We start from the raw sequence: 19,437 nt of genomic DNA on the forward strand, positions 1-19,437 counted from the left end.
AATGTTGACCTACATGTTGTGATTTGCTTTCAACGAATGATATTAACTTAGTTCTTTCACATCAAGTTTTAGAATCGTTCCCGGAATCGAACCGTTGTGATTTGCTTTCAACGAATGATATTAACTTAGTTCTTTCACATCGCATTTGGCTGAAAGGCTTGTTAATACAGTGTTTGAACTACTTTTGCAGGAATAAAAAAATGGATATGTTTCAGTTTTTTATTCCTGTTTTCGTTTAAAAAAGTTCCAGTTGCTGGGTGGTTTCGGGCGGTTGTGTTGGTTCATGCCCACGGAAGATTTCCATCATGCCGAATTGTTTATCTGTAATGGTTAAGATGCCTACATGGCCCTTGGGTGGCAATATAGATTTTACTCTTTTAATATGCACTTCTGTATTTTCTTTACTGCTGCAATGCCTTATATACATGCTGAACTGGAACATATTGAAACCATCGGCCATAATCTTCTTCCTGAACTGCGCATAGTTCTTCCGGTCTTTTTTTGTTTCGGTCGGTAAATCAAAATGTACTAATATCCACATAATACGGTATGCGTTCAGGCGCTCATACATGGTTATAATTATTGCTATTAGTGTTGAACGAAAATTTGCCGAAATTTATTTTAGCTACTCACTCACGGTGCCGGTAAGGATAGCAATGGGTGCCAGCCCTATACGGAAACTTAATCCATAAACGGGTAAAGCATTTTCCTCGATTCACCTTCAAAACATTTGGCAAGAGACGCGGTGGTGCGTTGCACAGCGTTCATCATAGGGCTTTTTTGCCCGTCAATTATTACGTCCAATGCCGGTATGCTTAGCAGGTTCCGTTTCATGGCGGGAGTCATTTCCAAAAATTTCCCGTTGCCTCTTATAATTGCGCAAACTAATTTATCTACATAAGGGCGGTAAGGCTCCATTACATCATCGGCAAGGCAATAAGCGTTGTACTGGTTGCGGTGAAAAATACCTAACGTTGGCAGGAGCCCGCTTGCTACGAGGCTTCTCGCCACTAATGCCCGTAAAATAGAATAACCGTAATTGAGCAGGTTATTGGGTGGCAGCCCAAACCGGTCTCTTTTAAATTCCAAGAAAGCGGGAAATACATGTTTCCAATAATACATGGCCGCTTTAGCTTCGCAATTGGTGGTATCACCGCTTTTTACAGCAGCGGCAAGATTTATTAAATATTTACCAGCGTGGTCTGCAGGAACATTTTCCGGCCTTTGTTCTTTTAATACAGCTGCCTGGTTTGTTATTTTAGCTGTTACCGTTTGCTGCCACAATTGTTTTTTTAATGGGGCAGTGGCCGCAATCTGTGCTTTAAACTTCTGGCTTTGTAGCGTATGCCCGTCTAAACAGAGCTGCATACCCGCGGGGTGGTGCTTATCGTCACAGGTAATAACGGCTGTATTGTTGCCCAGCAGTTTTGCCAGTAAAGATTGTGTGATGGTTATTTGCTGGTGGTCTAGGATTATTAAGCCAATATCTTCTATAGGCACCGATTTGGTTTCGCCGGTAGCTTGCATTTCTATCACCATTTGTTCGTTGGTAGTTTTGAGGTAGGCGGGGTTGCCGAAGTATAGTGTGCGTTTTATCATGTATGGTTTTCAATTCAATAAATAACGCTCCAGGTTGTCATATTCCGCGTAGCTATTTATTTTTCCTTCATGCAGCCTGAAATAATTTTCGGAGTTTTCATAAAGCGCTTTTAAAACGGGCAGCCGTTCCACATGAAAGTTATGAAACGATGACACGTTCCAATGAGCAGGATGTTGAGTAAAACCATGCTTTACCTGGTTAAGATGAATATATAAAATAACTGCTGCCAGGTAATCTTTTTGCAGGATGGCTTTTTTTGTAAAATTCTCTAAGAACAAAGAACCCCGCCGTTCGTATTTTTTATTAAATGCTTTTGAATAGCCGTTGAAAAAATTGGAGAATTGCTTGCTTAATAAATTAGACGCGGCCACACCTGCCAGGTTTTTGAAACCTGGCAGGTGTGCGGTAATAGCCTCCGCCGTTTCTAAGCGCACCAGCAGGTGAAAATGATTTCGCATCAAACAATAAGCATATGTATCCGCTATGCCATTTATATGTTTATAGTACTGTTGTAGAAAATACCGGTAGTTCTCCGGCTCCCGAAACAAAGCCTCATCGCCATTGGCATGGTTAAAAATGTGGTAGTATGTGCAAGGCTGGAGTTGATCCATAATGGTTCATTTTAAATACCATATTTATTACGGCAGGTTGAACTTTTTCATCGCTGCCAATTTTGTTTTTTGATGTTATTGTGTATTTCAATTAGCATTTGTTTGTTGTTTAAAAAAAGACAGATTGCTAAAAAAAGGTGCACTTGATCATTTTATATTTTCCATTTTACCATTCCATCCGGCAGTACTTCAAAGTGTTTGCCTTCGATGACCATACTTAACCAATTCATAGTATATAACAATTTAGGCCAGGGCTCAAAATTGTTAAATTTGTTTTGTATTAAAGCATCCGAAACCTTCTTGGTAAACCCAATAGTACCGCCTCCTCCATATTCATCTTTTGGATATGCTTTCTTTAATTCGTCATCGTTTCTGTTTTCTAAATGATGCTTAAATGTAATTTGTACTCCTGAAAATTTCACTAAAACGTAAGTACGATAGCTAATCCTTTTTTTATAGTCATCGTTCCTTTCGTCTTCTTTTTTATATAACTCATCTGGATTTTCATCATAAAAAATCACCTTTATGCCCGGCTTGAATATTGCATAAGGTTTTTCTTTGTTACCGTTTTCATCAATGATTACTTCACCGATCTGTTTATCCTTTCTGTATATTTCCAAATCATCAATACTTTTAATTTCACCTGCTTGCACCAATTTGGCAACGTCCATAAGGGTAATGATTTCTAATTCACGATCAATTCTCTTGTTGCCTTTTTTGTCTTTGATGTTTTTCTGATAAAGAGCGCATAGAATGTTTTCACCATTTTTAGCCCAATAATAATTTTTATGTTCCTTATTACTTTGAATGTCTTGCTTCTTAACTCGAACAGGGTTTGTTACGTCATTTGCAAAACAACGTATATGCCTGATTTTATGGACTCTTTCACCGGATTTATTTAACATATAAAGTCCGCCATCTTCACTCAAAGTATTAGCAAGTGAGCGATTGCTCATTTGATCTTTAATTATTCTTTTTAATGCAGGATCAACAATTTTATCTATGTCCAGGTTTTTATCAACTCCTTTTCTAAGACCAAATTTGAAAGCACTATCGCCTTCCAAAAATTTCCATTCACCTTTTTCATTCCTCAATGGCTTGTCATTCTCATCTCTTTCTACCATTTGAAGTTTTCCGTACATGGTAGCCAGATGCAATTCACCCCTGATCGCATCTCCTTTGGCCACAAAATCTTTTCCTTTAAACCGCACTTTTTTAGAAGCAGGAATTACCGAACGGTTTCGGGCAATGTTATTATTTAATATGGTTTCATCTAATTGCTTTATGCTATTGTTAAATCCTTTTGGTAGATTGCATTGATATTTTAGTTGTAATAGTTCATCCTTAAGTAGTTTTATTTTTTCCTCGATAGCCGATTTCTTTTTTTCTGTATTTGACTTAAGCAATAATTCTTCTTCTCTTATTTGATACCAAAGCTCCAGCATTCTGTCACGAATAGCAGCAACGGGAATTACAGACAATACCATTGCGTCCTTAGCATGGTGGCTATGCTTGCTACGGTCTTTTTTTGTTCCAGTTTCCTGTATGTCAAATATCTTTCGGAATTGCGCTGTTACTTCCCCTTTCTGCACTTCTACATGATTGAAATAAGATTTGAGGTAGTGAAGGGCATACTTAGAAATAATTTGTGTGTCTTTTAACTGACTGTTTTTGAAGCCCGGTTTTACTTCTTTCATGGTAAATCGGTCCACTTTATTGCTCCAGTAATCTAATTCAAACTGCCATAGATGTTTTTCTCGGATAGCTTTGTTTTTATATTCAGGTGTACTGGCTCGTTTAGATTTTCCTTTCCAGAACTCTACCCGCATTTCTAAATCTTTTACTTTTTGTTTCCATGTGGCAATACGTGTTTCTATTTCGGGATAGTTGGATAACTGAGTAGGGATTTGATTCTTTTTTGTATTACGATTGTAGTTGGCAAAGCAAACTGTTTTATTGGCAACGCTATTATCAAATGAAATACTACAAGGGATAGTATGCTCTATATCAATTACAGAGTCTTTAAACAAGTCTGTAATTCTAATAGGATTACCGGTATAAATGCAAAAGCACTGCTGTTCTTTCCAAAGCCTATATTTTTCAACTACACTATCTTTTGCTTTTTTAAGTTTTACCCATACTTCCTTTTTGATGTTTTCAAAATGGTTTTCACTAAACTCATAATACTCCATTTCATCCAAATCTTCGTCTTCGCCATCTTTCTTTTTTTTACGCTTACCTTTTCGTTCCTTTGCTGTGCGGTCATCTTCAACCGCGGTGAATTTACCACTTTTCTCAAATCCTTCAGGCAATTCAATCATCTCGTACCATAACCGAAATTTATCAATATCACTATCTGAATCTGCATTGGCTAACGAACCTACTGCTTCAGGATCATTAAGTAATTCAAGAATGGCTGCTCCAAATTCTTCGTTTTCTTTGCGCCTGATTTCCTGGTATTTTTCAATAGCCCATCTCTTATTGGTGTCGTTTAATTCACGAGCTACTTCTACTACGACTCTTGTTTCTTCATCAACCTGCTCCGTGACAATATAATAGTTGACTAATTTTTTTAATTCATGCAAAGTACGCAAGGCCATTGGGTTCTTGAACGCACCTGTTTTGGGCGAACCAAGCATTACCTTTTGTATTCCTTTGCCGTCGTATTTGTAATATTCATCTCTTGCCTGCGAATAAATGGCAATCATGGAAGGATGGTAAAGTTTATTTAGCCTTTTGCATTTTCCGCAGTGGCATTTTTCTTCTCCAGTTTCCAATTTTTTAAATGTGTTCGGGCAATACAACTGATTTGGAAAATTGTCTGCAAGGAACTTTTTCATAGCATCCCCTAGTCGCGGCAGTTTATAAAAATCACGTTGACCGGACTTGAAGAATCGCTGGTAGTATTCAGTAATTTGCTCCAGTGCATTTTGCCTTTCCTCAGAAAGCTTTTTCCATGTTTCCTTACCAAAACCTTCTTCAGCTGCTCTTGCTATTTGTACATCATCTCGTTCATTACTTCCAGAAGGAAGTTGCGCATCTATTGAACCAACTACATAAGAAGTATCATGGTCTGCAAAACGGTCATTGCCTTTTGGACGAGCTTTGTATTGAGCAATAAGGTTATTGACAATATTTAATAATCTTTTTTCTTCACGATTCTTTTCAATTACAGAGGATTTGAGCGATTCCGTGATAAACACCCTATTCTTGTTCCAGATTTCATTACCGAGAATTTCCGGCACTTTACCTAATAATACTGCGTCAGTATATATAAAGCCTTCGCGGAGGAACGGTAGAATATTGTTGATGGCCTTAAGGCTCAATTGTGCATAGTCCACCGGCATGGTAAACCATAGTGAACGCAGTTGCTGAACTTTTTCGTCATCTAATTTCAATTTTGATCTCCCATATTCTTCAACAAAGTCCTGGTCATCGCTTCCAAATAATACATGCCATAAATCTTCATAAAAGGGAACTGTATAAGGTTTCCCACTTCTGTCGACCATTGTAACAGGTTTGTTCCAATCTTCATCAAAGATCTTTTTTAGCCGGGCAGACACAATGCAGGCTGATACATTGGTTTTATAGTTGTAGTTAAGCTCCCACTTGTCATGCCTGTTTTTCTTCTTTATCCATTTGGCAATATCAAAAAATTCAAAATCTTTTTGAACAAAGAACTTTTCCCGGTAAAGTTCATGTCGCATTTCTTTAGACAAAAAATGCCATTCATTATCGTGTTTCCCTTTTTCCCGATAAGCAATGTTATTAATAAAACTCAATGACCGGAATTCTTCAAATTCCGGTCTGCTTACTGCGCACCTTTTTTTGCCAACAAAAACTTCTCTGCCTTTTTTCTTATCAAATATTTTCCAGCTTTCTAATGTACAACAACCGACTAATCCTTTTTGTGAACGCAAGGGCCTTTGCCAGAAAATTGAAGAATGAGTTATAGAAATTTTGGTATTCTTTTCCCCGAAAATATCGTTGAAGTCCAATTGCTGAACCCCAAAAATCTGCTTTACTTCTTTAATCAACATTTTTCGGGTGACATATTGATGCAGATTCTTGCGAATGCGAATTCCTTCCGTTTTCCTTTCGGGGTGATGAATGCCTTCTGTTTCCACTCGGGCAAATAATGATCCTACTGTATCTTTTTCAGGATCGTAAGCAAACCCTATCTTTCCTAATTCCTTTATAAAATTCTCTTGTTTTCGTTTTTCAGCCCCAATGTTGCCTTCCTCATTGTGATCTGTCCGTTCACTCTGTTCACGCTTTTCATCATCTTTATTATTTACAATTTTGCTGCTCTTGAACCCACGGTGTTGTGCAATATGATAAAGAGCTCTTCCAAGTTTAAACCTGTTTATTTCAACGGTAAAGTCGAGCCTTACATTAGCTAACTCGTTACGTAATTGGTAAGGACTGATGTAATCCCGAACTCCGTCATTGTTGAAATCTAACTTGATCCAGTTGGCGAAAAGTACATCATTTACCGGATATTGCCTTCCACCATTTTCTTTCTGTGCTTCCTCTTTGTTGTAATGTTTCCAACGTTTCAGGCTTTCTCCTTTGATGGGACAATACAAATTATTTGGGTCTTTAATCAACGCTTCCAATACTGCCCATAATTTGTATTTTCTCGATTGATAAAGCCGCCTGATACTTCTCTTACTGGTCCTGTTAGCTGCAAGAGAAATGGTGTATTTATTTTCTTTGTCCTTTCCTACGCCGGTTTCAAAAGTAGTAACCGTAGCTTTTCCAAACTGGTTTTCTTCAATTGCATTTCTTACAACGGCTCCTATAGAATTGCTTCCGAGGTCGAGAGATAAAATTTGATTTTCCGGCATCGTATTTTTATTTTAAATTTTGATGTACATTTGAATTGAAAGACAAATCACAATAAGGCTCGCGCCGCAAGGCCAAAGCCGAAGATTTTCTCAGTCCCTGCATCGCTTGCGCTCTGTGGGGCTTTTTATTTAATACCTCTTACGATTTGCACTGTTTAAAAGCACAAAGCAGTTCTCTTTTCCGGTGGGATGTTACAATTAGAACACCTAAGTTAATTTTTTTATTGATAAATGAAGCGGTTCACAAGGTAAAATTTTTATGAAAGACTATGCGAAGACGAATACAAGGCGATTTAAAAACCAACAATTATTAACTAAATCCCCAGACGACGATTCGGATTTAGCAATGTTTTCGTTATTGGCTAAATCAGTAGAATTAAAAGTTACACCAAGACAGTAATTAAACGCCACTTGAGAAAACAACGTGCAAACCTAACCGTTATGTTTTCGAAGCACTTTAAGCTAGACTGACCTGTTGCTTGTTTAAAAAAATTAAAGTAATTTGAATGTTAGACATTGGCTAAATTTTCTATCATTTATTTCAGCATTATGGGAGACAACACCCTCTCACAATCAAACGTCCCGAAGCGGAAGCTAGATTATATACAGCATTACCTGGTGATGAATGAATCGCCATACACCGGAAGGGCGGTAAGGCCCCTCCCATTTCGAGGCAAGCGCCACTTTTTCGTTTTATTCTAGTAGTACAAAAATTTTCAGCTTGCAAGCCGCATGCTGGGCAATTTAAACCGCGCGGCGGAAAGGCGCAGAGAACAAAAGATGCTAGCCCGTATTAAAAAGAAATGATTCGTGTGGCCGTTACCGTTGTAATAAATGCAATACTATAAATTTCGAAGAGTTGGTTTGATGATAAGATGCCCTTATTTAAAACTCATGAAAGGCTTTTGTTATTAACCAAATCAGTCCAAAATAACCATTGTTTTAAAAGCCATTTTTATTAGTTTAACCTCATCGCATAGGTTGTGATAATCTGTATTTGCAAGTACCCTAGGCGAAGGAAGAAGCAGGGGAAGCTCATTTTTTTGGCGGTGGGATAATATTAGTCCAATGATAAAAAACGGTAAAATACTTATTTATCATTTCTGATAATTCTGTTATTTTTTTTCATCAAACTCTATTTGTTTATTACCCAACTTAGTAACGTCTTGTTTTAATTTATGTCTATTGCCAACAAATGTATCTTGAATGTAAAGAATAGTATGAGCCATTTCATTTCTTACTTTCCTAATTTTCACTAAATCTTTAAAAATTGTTGGATGCGCCTTTAAGAAAAGGGTGTCTTTTGTTGATATTATTTCTTTAACTATAAGTATTTTTTTATTGAAAGTGATATTATTTAAAATTAGTTGGGTTAGTTCTTCCATCGTGTATAAATCTCATACATAAAAAATAGAAATATATCTACTCATTGCAGATTCAAGGTCAATAGTTTGATTTAATATTAAACTTCTACGTTTGTAAGCCAACTCGCTATATTTTATAATAGGGTGTTCATATTTAGGGAGATTTATATTAGACATGAGCTAATCTACAAACGAAGTGATTTCAAAACAACTATTTCTTAATAATCTTTATCCGGTGTATCCTCGTCTCATTCGAATCTAATGGTAAGTATTTTAAAGGAGAATGCCATCAAGTGTCGGCGGGCAAGCCTAGGTCTGGCACCCTATGATTAATAAATATTATTATGGAATGTTAATGTATACAGACAGATGGTTTTTAATAATCCTAAAAATGAAATGAAAGAGCTTGCTGATTTTTTTGGTGAGCAGGTAATGCTACATTTTTAAAAAGGCAATAAGATATAATTACCAGTTTTTGGTTATCAAGTTTATCTTTTAGCTTAGCATCCATTATAGTTTAATTCCAAATGTTGTATCCCTTTTGGATAAATGAAACTTGAACAATATAAATAATGCAAACTATTTCAATTTACTTTGATGAAGCAAAGCCTTTTGAAGCCACCAACATAGAATATTTAAGCGGAGTAGTGGGGCTGTACTTTATTTTTTCACAAAACACATTTATAGAATACCCGTTTGACAAGTCGAGGTTGCTTTACATAGGCATGAGTGAAAGGAAAACAAATAATATTAGGAATAGATTGATTGGGCATTTTGGCGGAAAATCAAAAAATGTTGGTTTAATGAATTATAGAAAAAAATCTCCTTTGCTTTTTACTTACATAAATTTTGATATTCTTAAAGCAAACTGGCATTTCAGAATTGAAGACCTTGAAAGCTATTTTATTTTAAGTTTTGTTGAGCACTTTGGTGTTTACCCTATCTGTAATAATAAGACTGGCGCTGAAATACATAGCAGCGAATTAAATGTAAATTTTAAAATTGACTGGAGTTATTTTAAATAAACTACAATATGGATAACAAAGTAAAATCTGGAATTGAAATTTTGGAAGACTTCTTTTTGAACATAACTAACATTGAAAATGTCGACCAAGTACTTGCGGATTCTCTTGCGAAGTTGTATCAACAGGGAAAGTTGTCGGACACAAATCTAAAAAATGAACTTCAAAAATTACGAGATAAAGATGTCAACAAAAATTAAAAAAATAGTCATATCAGGCCTTCGCGGCGTTAAAAATAAAATAGAGTTGTCGCTTTCTGAAAAGTCTATTCTGCTATATGGCGATAACGGCACGGGAAAAAGTAGCATATCCGATTCTTTAGAATGGTTTTTTAATGATGAGGTTACACACCTGTCGGGTTCCGAGATTGTTCTCAATGATGCCCTTAGAAGTTCTGCTTGTTCCGATGCAGATACTTCATTTGTTGAAATTGAATTTACAAGGAACCGTTTTAATTCGTCAAAAACCCTTACATCTAAAAAAGGAAAGTTAGTTTCTGAGTTTTCCAATAAGGACACCGATTTTATTTCTTACATCAGTAAAACTCAAAAAGAAAATCTTATTCTTCGCTATCAACATCTTCGAGACTTCATTGATAAACCGAAAGGTGAAAAACTCAAAAGCTTGTCGGATGTAATCGGATATGCTGAAGTTAATAAAATAAAAGAAGTTCTGAAAAAAGGGTACAACTCATTAAAAACTGAAATAAAAAGTCAGAACTACGAATCACAGATTAATACTCAAAAGCAATTACAGATTGAAAAAATAGGCGCTTCGATCGGTGTAGAGAAAGATTTGTTTGAGAAAATTAATCACATTATTTCTCCATTGAATTTAGCCATAGTTGTCAACTCCTTAAATGATATCGATTCAGTTCTGACCTTACTAAAAGCGCCTGCAAATATTAGGATTCTAAACGAGCTTAGATTTCTTGAAAACAGTAAAACTGCTTTGACGGTTCTTAAAAGTGAAATCGAACTTCTTAATTCAGAGTATAGTAAGTACTACTACGAGTATAAGAAAATTGCTGACAATGTTCAAAATATAATGAAAGTTTTTCTTGCCGATTTGCTAAAAGCTGGTAGCACAGTTATTGAAAAAAAGTTTCATAAAGATGATACTTGTCCTTTATGTTTACAACCCAAGCGAAAGGATGAGCTAGTTCAAGACATTAAGAATAGATTACAGGAAATTGAAGAGTCTTTAAAAATGAAAGCTGCCTTTGACTCAACCAAAGAATCAATTACGAAAATTGCAACCGAAAGAATAAAGAGGCTCGATAATTTAAGAATTGATAATTATTATAATGATGAAAGGTTTAAATCTATTAAAGAAGCGATTGAGGATTTAATCACTAAAATTTCAATGTACGAGAAAGAAGGAAAAGAAAAGGTCACATCCGGCAATATGATTTCAGAACCTTCGAAATTGAAACTTACCAAAGTAGACTTTGCAACTGTAGAAGTCCTAGCGACGAAAATAGATGTTATACAAACATCATTAAAAAAGGATAACAATACTGTAACCTACTCAAATATATCATCTGCAAAAGAAGCTTTTTTAAGAATAAAGAAGTTTGAAAAAGAAAAGAAAGTTCTTGAAGATCAAAGAGCATCTATGGAACTCATTTACAATGAATTTGTGAAAAAGCAAAAAGAAGGATTGCAGCATTTCATAAGCACATTTTCAGATACAATAAATGAATACTATCAGTTTATGAACCCAGGAGAGCAATTCAAGGAATTGAAGATTATTACTATTGGCGAGGAAGATGAGTTAAACGGGATTACAATTCAGTATCAATACAAAGGTGGCCCCACATCTCCACCACAAAAATATTTTAGTGAATCACACTTAAACTGTTTTGGATTATCATTCTTTTTAGCGTCAGTTGCCGCATTCAATAAGGAAAATAAATTTGTGGTTTTAGATGACGTTATTTCAAGTTTTGACACTAATCATAGAAAGCGATTCGCAGATTTAATTTTTGAAAAATTCGCTGATTGCCAAATAATTTTATTAACCCACGAACACGAATGGTATCAGTATGTATCCCAACTTGCAAAAAGAAAAAATTGGTCAATCAATGAGTTAAAATACAATGAGTCAGATGGAACACACGTCGATGACCAGCCATCCGAGTTAAGAACAATTATCGAAGCTAGTTTAGCTCAGGGTGATGTTAGCATACTTGCAAATCCCATCAGAAAATACCTTGAACATTTGCTAAAAGATATTGCTGTAAATCTTGAAGTGAAAGTAAATTTTAGATTTAATGAGCTAAATGAGAAGCGAATGCCAGACGAATTATTAAATGAACTTAAGGCCAAAATAAACAAATGCAGCAATGAATTAAAGGCCCAAATGCCAATTATTGACAGAATAATCAATTCAAACATTTTAGGAAACCTGCTTTCGCATGACAATTCAATTTCTCCAAAGTTAGGAGATATCAAAGCTTTTTGGATAGATCTGAACGCTATGGAAGCACTGTTTTATTGCCAGTTAACAGCATGTAAAAAACCTGTTTCAGTCAAAAATTACGATACAGTAAAAAAAAGAATCAGATGTGGTTGTGATAAAACAAACTACGATTGGAAATTGTAAATTAAATGGCAACCGACGAGGGTTCTTCCTTACACAAAATCATTATTCACTCTCCTAAGCTTCTCCATTTTCCTTTCTTCTGTTTAAAATTACTGCGAAAAACTTCATGATTTCAACCCACGTGTCTGCCAATATAAACCGCCCGGCAGAAGGTCACAGAGGACAAAAAATTGTACCCCGTATTAAAAAGAAATGATTCGTGTAGCCGTCAGCGTTATAATACGGTGAAGATACTATAAATTTTCGTTGAGTTAGTTTGAAATGGCCTATCATATTGTATTAAGGAAATTGCATTATTTGGAATATATATTTATCATAAGATGCCCTTATTTAAAATTTATGAAGGGCTTTTGCTATTAACCAAATCAGCAGGATTAAAATTGGTAGCCAAATAACAATTAGCTTAAAAGCCATTTGCGAAAACGTGTACTCTCCTCCGTTATGTTTAGGGAAAATTTTTGAATACAATAAAACAACTACTTGTTTAAAGATTTGAAAGTCTGTCATTTTTAAATTCAACCGGTATTGGAAATTAAAATTTATTTTTTAGCTTCATTTTTTCCAAATACGGATTCAATTGTTCTGTTGATGAAAATGATCGAAATCTTCTTATTACATTATATTCTTTGTGATAATAAACTTCGATATAAAACGCATCTCGTTGGTATAATAAAATATTGTGCTCGGAATCTTCACGGTCTGCAATAAAAACAGAATCCCAAACAGCCTCGGCCTGCTCCATTTCATCCAATGCATTAAATTCATAAAGCGTCATACTACAAGATAATTTTTGTTCTTCAAAAATTCAAGATACTAATATTATAATTTTATTTTTGCTTTATGAAGACTTCCCTCTCCCATCTTCCTCAAATAAAACAGGAGCAAATACTTCAAATCGTAAAGATCATTAAAGAAGTGGCCGCGCCTGAAAAAGTTATATTGTTTGGCAGCCATGCAACAAACACTTGGGTTGAGCACAGATATTTTGAAAATGGTACAGATTATGAATATATAAGCGATTACGATTTCTTAATTGTAACCAAGAATAGCGTATTAAAGGAATACGATATAATTGATAAAATTGTAAATCGAAGTCGTAGCCTTTTTAAGACGCCAGTAAATGCAATTATACATGATGTTAAATACGTCAATGAGGGTCTAGAAATTGGGCAATACTTTTTCACCGACATCATTAATGAAGGAGTTTTATTATCAGATAATGAAACAATTGAATTTTCTAGCCCGAGGATATTATCTAAAGAGGAAATGAAATCTATTGCCCAAATGTATTATGATATTTGGTTTGTTGATGCCTCAGATTTTATTGACGGCGTGTTGCTGTATCTTGACAAAAAGAAATTTAAGAAATCGGTATTTCTGTTGCATCAGGCGGCAGAACATTTTTATAATACGGTATTGTTGGTCTTCACTGGATACAAGCCCAAGACCCATAACCTGGATAAGCTTCGACATTATGCAAAGCAACTATCGCAGGAGTTATTTACTATATTCCCATTTCCTATAGATGATAGTGAAGAGATACATTTATTTGAACTTCTGAAAAGAGGTTACGTGGATGCACGGTATAAGAATGATTATTCGATTACAGAAGAGGAATTAAAAAAACTAATAGATCGTATTTATCAAATGCAAGCTGTCGTTCAAAAGATTTGTACGGAGTATATAGATACGTTAAATGGATAATAAGTTGCTCTTACTTTTTTGATCCAGATGAACTAATGTTCCTCTTCTTCTTAATAATCTTTTCACTTTGCCTTATATTTTTTGGCGAAGTTGCAGTAATACCTTTCATTTTATTTTGCTTCTTTATTAAAGCCTTCTCTGGAAGAAAAATTTGTGGTGAAATATCAAAATAGTCTGCCAACGCATTTATATGTGTTAAGTTATATTTAGCCCTGCTGTTGGGATTTTCTATATCTCCAATATACGATCTGGAAACTTCTATTATACTGCCGATATCTTCCTGAGAAAGTTCTTTATCAATTCGGAATTTTCTGATAAAATCAATTACGTACTGTTCAATAGGACTTATATGATCTTGCACTTTCATTTCGAAACGTAAGTAATGAAAGAAAGAAAAAAGTGTTGTCGTACATGTACGTCATTATATTTTTTTTACTATATTTGATTTGGATTCAATTTTAACTCTCATTACTGGGGCCTGAGAATTCCGGGCAATGAGACAAAAAATAAATACAGATAACTCTTTAAGGAGCGGCTGCTCATTTTGTTATAGGGACATTTTCTCAGGTCTTAGTAATGAAAATTTGGGCTCCGCTCTTTATTCCTGCCTTGCCTTGCAGGCAACAGCAGTTAGCTTCCCGCAGGTAGTGTACGCGCCTTCTTTTCCCGCATTGTTTACTCCTATACACTATTGGTATAAAAACACTGCCCCTTTTTATAATTCATTAGCAGCCCCAAAATATACGGCAATGACACAAACACAAACTAACACGGTAAGCGCCGGCGCTTATTACCGGCCCCTGCTGGAACGGTATGCTTTGCGCCTGGTGAAAGATGCAACTGCAGCAGCCCACCTGGTAACACAGGTATTAAATGATCAATACGATTTGGATAAGCAGGAACCAAGTGCCCAATTGCGCAGAACATTACAAAGAGACCTAAGGCATCTTTGCTTTTATTGGGAACAATCTCAAATATTTGACCGGCCTGTAATAAAAGTTCCTTACAGGCAGGAGATACAACCACCCCTTTTACCGAACAATAATGAAACCACCCGTTAAATTATTATTCTTATGGAAAACGGTTCTGTAAACCCACTGGTACAATGGCTCAAAAATCTCTACGAGCGCAAGCCTAAGAACCCCACTTAGGCAGTATTTACCTATACCCCATTCACCGCTTTAATCATCCAATAAAACCAATGCAATGAAACAGATTTATTGCTTAATGATAATGCTATGCCCGCTTATGAGCAAGGGGCAATTGACTTCTTTACAACCTCTTGGTATTGGTGACAGAATGCCGCCGATAACATTATTAAAGGTTATGCACTATACCACCTCTGAAATCAAAACCGAAGATTTGAACAATAAACTGGTGCTGATAGATTTTATGACCACGGGATGCATTGCCTGTATTAAAGCAATGCCGCGCCTCGATTCGCTGCAAAAAGAATTCGAAGGCAAGTTGCAGGTATTAATGGTAACCCCCGAATCTGAAAGGCAGGTTAGTTCTTTCCTGAAAAGGAAAAATATAGCTCCGCTTAATTTGGCGGTGATAGCAGAAGATACAGTACTTGCGCAATTGTTTCCCCATACCTACATACCACACGAAATACTGGTTAGAAACGATACCGTTATTTCCATAACGTATCCTGAATATATTACGGAGGCTAACATTAGTGCAATACTGGCGGGCGATAAGTTGCAGTTGCCTGTTAAGCGGGACATAGACAACTTTAGTTACCAGCACCCATTGTTGCACCTCAATGAAACTACTATCCCTGATTTCAGTTACCCTGCCTCAGTAATGTACAGTGCCCTTACTTCTTACATGGATAATGTTCCCGAACGGTTTACTACAGTTATAGATACGGTGAGGGGTATTCGAAGAATTTCGATGGTGAATGTACCGGTGGTGGATTTGTACATGCGTGCGCTGTATGGGCCAAGGTTGCAGCCTGCTTTTATTCAGCTTGGTATGGCCGATAAAAGCAGGTATGCCTATATACGGGGGAAGCCCGTTTCCAGGGAATGGCTTCAAAAAAATGCCTGGTGTTATGAGGCCTCGTTTGCAACAAGCCTGCCTATAGAAGCTATTACACGAAAAATAAATGAAGACCTCGATTTTTATTTGCAGCTGCATGGAAGGCTGGAAAAAAGGGTAATGCCTTGCTGGGTTATTAGCGCTAATTCCACACTCACAGTTACAGCCCGGGATATAGCAGTTTCTCCCACGCAAGGGGCAGGCTCTTCATTGGAAAGCATTATTTATTCGCTCAATAATAATTACGGCAATATACCGGTAATAGACGAAAGCGGGTTGGGTAATATGATCCTAAAAAAAATCAGCGGCGCTGAGGACATAAGCGTGCCCCTGCTGCAGGAAATGCTAAAGTGTCACGGCCTTCAAATAAAATTCACAGACAGGTTGCTTACCATTCTTGTGATCACCGATAAACAATCAAAATATACTTCAAACCAAACTAAATGAAATGAAAATAACAACAGCTGTTTTAATAACGTTCTTTTTGATCGGTCATGCGATGGCGCAGCGAAATATTCGACTATCCGGAACCGTTAGTTCCCGCACCGGTAACCGTTTATTGCCCGGAGCGACGATAACCGTAAAAGGAACAACGTTTTCAACCATAACGGGTGCTAGCGGTGATTTTGTAATACCCGTACAGCAACACCAGGTATTGGTGGTAACCCATGTGGGTTTTATTTCCAGGGAAATTCGGGTAGATTCCGTCAGTGAAACGCCGCTTTCCGTGATCCTAACGGAAAGCGTGGTCGAGTTAAATGACGTAACCGTATCTACCGGCTACCAGGAATTTGATAAGAAAAGCGCCACAGGTTCCTATGAGCAGATAGATAAGGCACTGCTTAACCGTAGCACCGGTACTTCCATCCTTTCCCGGCTGGATGGAATAGCGCCTTCGGTATTTTTTGATCACCGTAATAATGCAGATGCTCCCGTGCAAATAAGAGGAATCAGCACCCTTGGCCTGGCTTCCACCGCGCCTTTAATTATCCTGGATCATTTTCCTTATGAGGGTGATATCAATAATATTAATCCCAACGACATAGAGAGCATCACCATTTTAAAAGATGCAGCCGCATCCGCTATCTGGGGAGCAAGAGCTGGTAACGGCGTAATCGTACTTACCTCGAAGAAAGGCCAGTTGAACCAGCATTCAAGGCTTTCGTTTACCACTAACCTGATCTATACTGCAAGGCCTGATCTTTTTACCAAAAAAGATATGTCCCCTTCAGAATATATTGACGTAGAGCAGCTGCTTTTTAAGCAGGGATATTACGATGGAGTTATAAACGACCCTTATAACTATACACCGGTAAGCCCTGTGGTGCAAATACTGGCTAAGCAGCAGTCCGGAGCGATTAGTGATGCCGATGCAAACGCACAAATTAATGCACTACGAAAGCAGGACGTACGAAAGGATTTTGAAAAATATTTGTACCGACCGGACGTGACCCGGCAATACGGGCTAAACTTAAGCGGGGGTGGAAACAACTTTACGTATTTAATTTCCGGGGGGTATGACTGCAATACGGCAACGCTTGTTGGCAATAGGGATGACAGGATCAACGTACGATCTGAGAATACTCTTATACCGATAAAAAATCTGCAACTTGATTTTGGCGCGGGTTATACAAGAATCAATAGTTATAATAACAGTCCCGGAGGGTATGGCAACATAACCGTTGCGGGCGGCAGAGCACTTTATCCATATTCAAGGTTGGCAGATGATTTTGGCAACCCACTACCGGTAGACATTTTATACAGTAGCAATTTTACGGATACTGCCGGTGGGGGTATCTTGCTGGACTGGAAGTACCGGCCATTGGATGAGCTGAAAAATGTAACCCGGAACACGGTGTCTGATGCCCTGATAGCTGACTTGGGTATAAAGTTTAATCTCTCCCGTTCGCTGAATGCGGAAGTACGCTACCAATACCAGAACACCCAAAATAATTCTTCGAACATTTACAATGTAAATTCATTTGATGCCCGCAACTTTATTAATGAGTTTACCCAATTTGATGGCGCCATTGCTAAATACATAGTCCCTTATGGCGGCATACTCGATGGGGCATCATCTTCATTAAAAGGATATGCGCTTCGGGGGCAGGTAAACTTCAATACTGTGTACCATACCAGGCATGCCCTGAATGCAATTGCAGGAGCAGAAGTGCGGCAAACGGGGATCACGGGAAATAACTACCGGGTATATGGGTATGACGATAAACTTAATAACATCAACGTAGATTATGTAAATGCCTATCCAACATTTGATAATATATTTGGTGATGCCTACATACCCGGAGGCAGCACTTTTTCGGGTACACTTGAGCGTTATACATCGCTCTACGCCAATGCGGACTATACTTATAACAGAAAATACACAATCTCTGCGAGCTTCCGGAAAGATGCCTCGAACCTCTTTGGGGTAAATGCCAATCAAAAAGCGATTCCATTATGGTCTGCCGGTGCGGCATGGAATATATCGGGTGAAGGCTTTTATCATTTGAAGTGGCTTCCTTTCCTTAAACTTCGTGCAACTTATGGATATGGAGGTAATGTAAGCCATACGGTAGCAGCTTTGGCAACCCTGAGGTATAATCCTGCGAACTACCAGCCCATCACCAATCTTCCTTTTGCCGTGATATCCAATTACCCGAACCCGGATCTGCAATGGGAGAAGGTGGGAACAACCAACATCGGGATGGATTTTGGGACACAGGACGATCGTATAACGGGCAGCATAGAGTATTTTCAAAAAAATTCAACAGACCTTCTCGGTCAGAAGCTGCTGGATCCCACTTTAGGTATTTCTTACCTGTTTACCAATTCAGCCAATCTTAAAGGACATGGAGCGGATGTTATGCTTCGTTCAAAAAATACAGATACCAAAAACTTTAAATGGGAAACCAGTTTTTATCTCAGTTATATAAAAAACAAGGTGACCCGGTATCTATACAACCAGTTTACAGATGGGTTGGTTAGTGATGGCCTAACCATAACTCCTCTTGCCGGGTACGAGCCTTACCAGATCATAAGTTTTAAATGGGGCGGACTCAATACAAGTGGCGACCCGGTAGGATATATCAACGGTAAACCCAGCACTAATTATGATTCCCTGGTGGCAACGCCTTTGAACGATCAGTCAATTGACGGATCCGCAGTTCCTCACTGTTTTGGTGCCGTAAGAAATTCGTTCACTTATAAGCGTCTATCCGTATCCGTTAATATCACCTATCGGTTAGGATATTATTTTAGGAAACCGGCATTAAATTATTATAGTCTTTTTAATAACGGGCAGGGGAATATTGAATACGCACAGAGATGGCAGCACCCCGGGGATGAGAGGAAAACCAATGTACCTGCGCTGGTTACCCTGATAATGATTACCGCGACCAGTTTTACCAGTATGCTGAAATAAATGTACTGAAAGGAGATAACGTAAGGCTGAATGATATACGGCTGAGCTACGGATTACCGCAGTTTTTTAAGAAAACTGTTTTCCAGGGAATTGAGTTATACGCTTATTTCTCTAACCTGAATGTTGTGCTGTGGAAGGCCAATAAAGCTGGGATTGATCCTGAATTCCCGACCGGCATTATAACTCCTGTGAGTGTTTCTTTTGGAATCATA

13 protein-coding genes and 1 CRISPR repeat array (1 of these 14 cut by a window edge) are annotated in these 19,437 nt (G+C 37.4%); of the genes, 6 read left to right on the forward strand and 7 right to left on the reverse strand.

The features are described from left to right. Positions 1-141: direct repeats of the CRISPR family, unit length 48 nt; unit sequence GTTGTGATTTGCTTTCAACGAATGATATTAACTTAGTTCTTTCACATC; it begins 6,065 nt to the left of the window's first position. A 94-nt stretch (positions 142-235) separates the two neighbouring features. The 5 genes from cas2 to FW778_RS14415 form a co-directional block, all read right to left on the reverse strand. Then, positions 236-571 (reverse strand): CRISPR-associated endonuclease Cas2, encoded by a 336-nt coding sequence (gene cas2, locus FW778_RS14395; protein ID WP_235906263.1) that lies wholly within the window; start codon positions 569-571, stop codon positions 236-238. Positions 572-681: 110 nt separating this feature from the next. After that, positions 682-1,599, reverse strand: a complete 918-nt coding sequence (cas1, locus tag FW778_RS14400; RefSeq protein WP_150415449.1) for a type II CRISPR-associated endonuclease Cas1 — start codon at positions 1,597-1,599, stop codon at positions 682-684. A 9-nt stretch (positions 1,600-1,608) separates the two neighbouring features. Then, positions 1,609-2,211, reverse strand: a complete 603-nt coding sequence (locus FW778_RS14405; RefSeq protein ID WP_150415450.1) for a transposase — start codon at positions 2,209-2,211, stop codon at positions 1,609-1,611. A gap of 152 nt (positions 2,212-2,363) precedes the next feature. Next, positions 2,364-7,061 carry a type II CRISPR RNA-guided endonuclease Cas9 gene (gene cas9 / locus FW778_RS14410; protein ID WP_150415451.1) on the reverse strand — a complete coding sequence of 1,566 codons (4,698 nt, stop codon included), beginning with the start codon at positions 7,059-7,061 and terminating at the stop codon, positions 2,364-2,366. 1,115 nt (positions 7,062-8,176) lie between these two features. Further along, positions 8,177-8,446, reverse strand: coding sequence for a hypothetical protein (locus FW778_RS14415; protein WP_150415452.1), 270 nt, complete (start codon positions 8,444-8,446; stop codon positions 8,177-8,179). Positions 8,447-8,997: 551 nt separating this feature from the next. On the opposite strand from FW778_RS14415, the gene FW778_RS14420 reads away from it, so the two are divergent. Together FW778_RS14420 and FW778_RS14425 are read left to right on the forward strand one after the other, a co-directional pair. After that, positions 8,998-9,450, forward strand: coding sequence for a hypothetical protein (locus tag FW778_RS14420; protein ID WP_150415453.1), 453 nt, complete (start codon positions 8,998-9,000; stop codon positions 9,448-9,450). 153 nt (positions 9,451-9,603) lie between these two features. Beyond that, positions 9,604-12,054 (forward strand): AAA family ATPase, encoded by a 2,451-nt coding sequence (locus FW778_RS14425; RefSeq protein ID WP_150415454.1) that lies wholly within the window; start codon positions 9,604-9,606, stop codon positions 12,052-12,054. A 532-nt stretch (positions 12,055-12,586) separates the two neighbouring features. On the opposite strand, the gene FW778_RS14430 is transcribed toward FW778_RS14425, so the two are convergent. Further along, positions 12,587-12,829 carry a hypothetical protein gene (locus FW778_RS14430; RefSeq protein ID WP_150415455.1) on the reverse strand — a complete coding sequence of 81 codons (243 nt, stop codon included), beginning with the start codon at positions 12,827-12,829 and terminating at the stop codon, positions 12,587-12,589. Positions 12,830-12,894: 65 nt separating this feature from the next. On the opposite strand from FW778_RS14430, the gene FW778_RS14435 reads away from it, so the two are divergent. Then, positions 12,895-13,758, forward strand: a complete 864-nt coding sequence (locus FW778_RS14435) for a HEPN domain-containing protein (protein ID WP_150415456.1) — start codon at positions 12,895-12,897, stop codon at positions 13,756-13,758. 10 nt (positions 13,759-13,768) lie between these two features. Here FW778_RS14435 and FW778_RS14440 read toward each other — a convergent pair whose 3' ends face one another. Then, the gene (locus FW778_RS14440) at positions 13,769-14,125 is read right to left on the reverse strand and encodes a helix-turn-helix domain-containing protein (RefSeq protein WP_150415457.1); all 357 of its coding nucleotides are present in this window, start codon (positions 14,123-14,125) and stop codon (positions 13,769-13,771) included. A gap of 127 nt (positions 14,126-14,252) precedes the next feature. On the opposite strand from FW778_RS14440, the gene FW778_RS14445 reads away from it, so the two are divergent. From FW778_RS14445 to FW778_RS14455, 3 genes are all read left to right on the forward strand, one after another. Next, positions 14,253-14,819 (forward strand): hypothetical protein, encoded by a 567-nt coding sequence (locus FW778_RS14445; protein ID WP_150415458.1) that lies wholly within the window; start codon positions 14,253-14,255, stop codon positions 14,817-14,819. A 145-nt stretch (positions 14,820-14,964) separates the two neighbouring features. Further along, entirely contained in the window at positions 14,965-16,251 is a 1,287-nt protein-coding gene (locus FW778_RS14450; RefSeq protein WP_150415459.1) for a TlpA family protein disulfide reductase, read from the forward strand. 1 nt (position 16,252) lies between these two features. Continuing rightward, positions 16,253-19,225, forward strand: coding sequence for a SusC/RagA family TonB-linked outer membrane protein (locus tag FW778_RS14455; protein ID WP_150415460.1), 2,973 nt, complete (start codon positions 16,253-16,255; stop codon positions 19,223-19,225). Positions 19,226-19,437 lie beyond the last annotated feature (212 nt).

It is taken from the genome of Ginsengibacter hankyongi (genome assembly GCF_008710285.1).
In the GTDB taxonomy this organism is placed as follows: domain Bacteria; phylum Bacteroidota; class Bacteroidia; order Chitinophagales; family Chitinophagaceae; genus Ginsengibacter; species Ginsengibacter hankyongi.

Coding starts and splice junctions, on each gene's coding strand:
- cas2 (WP_235906263.1), bottom strand. CDS start 571: ATGTATGAGCGCCTGAACGCATACCGTATTATGTGGATATTAGTACAT.
- cas1 (WP_150415449.1), bottom strand. CDS start 1,599: ATGATAAAACGCACACTATACTTCGGCAACCCCGCCTACCTCAAAACT.
- FW778_RS14405 (WP_150415450.1), bottom strand. CDS start 2,211: ATGGATCAACTCCAGCCTTGCACATACTACCACATTTTTAACCATGCC.
- cas9 (WP_150415451.1), bottom strand. CDS start 7,061: ATGCCGGAAAATCAAATTTTATCTCTCGACCTCGGAAGCAATTCTATA.
- FW778_RS14415 (WP_150415452.1), bottom strand. CDS start 8,446: ATGGAAGAACTAACCCAACTAATTTTAAATAATATCACTTTCAATAAA.
- FW778_RS14420 (WP_150415453.1), top strand. CDS start 8,998: ATGCAAACTATTTCAATTTACTTTGATGAAGCAAAGCCTTTTGAAGCC.
- FW778_RS14425 (WP_150415454.1), top strand. CDS start 9,604: ATGAACTTCAAAAATTACGAGATAAAGATGTCAACAAAAATTAAAAAA.
- FW778_RS14430 (WP_150415455.1), bottom strand. CDS start 12,829: ATGACGCTTTATGAATTTAATGCATTGGATGAAATGGAGCAGGCCGAG.
- FW778_RS14435 (WP_150415456.1), top strand. CDS start 12,895: ATGAAGACTTCCCTCTCCCATCTTCCTCAAATAAAACAGGAGCAAATA.
- FW778_RS14440 (WP_150415457.1), bottom strand. CDS start 14,125: ATGAAAGTGCAAGATCATATAAGTCCTATTGAACAGTACGTAATTGAT.
- FW778_RS14445 (WP_150415458.1), top strand. CDS start 14,253: ATGAGACAAAAAATAAATACAGATAACTCTTTAAGGAGCGGCTGCTCA.
- FW778_RS14450 (WP_150415459.1), top strand. CDS start 14,965: ATGAAACAGATTTATTGCTTAATGATAATGCTATGCCCGCTTATGAGC.
- FW778_RS14455 (WP_150415460.1), top strand. CDS start 16,253: ATGAAAATAACAACAGCTGTTTTAATAACGTTCTTTTTGATCGGTCAT.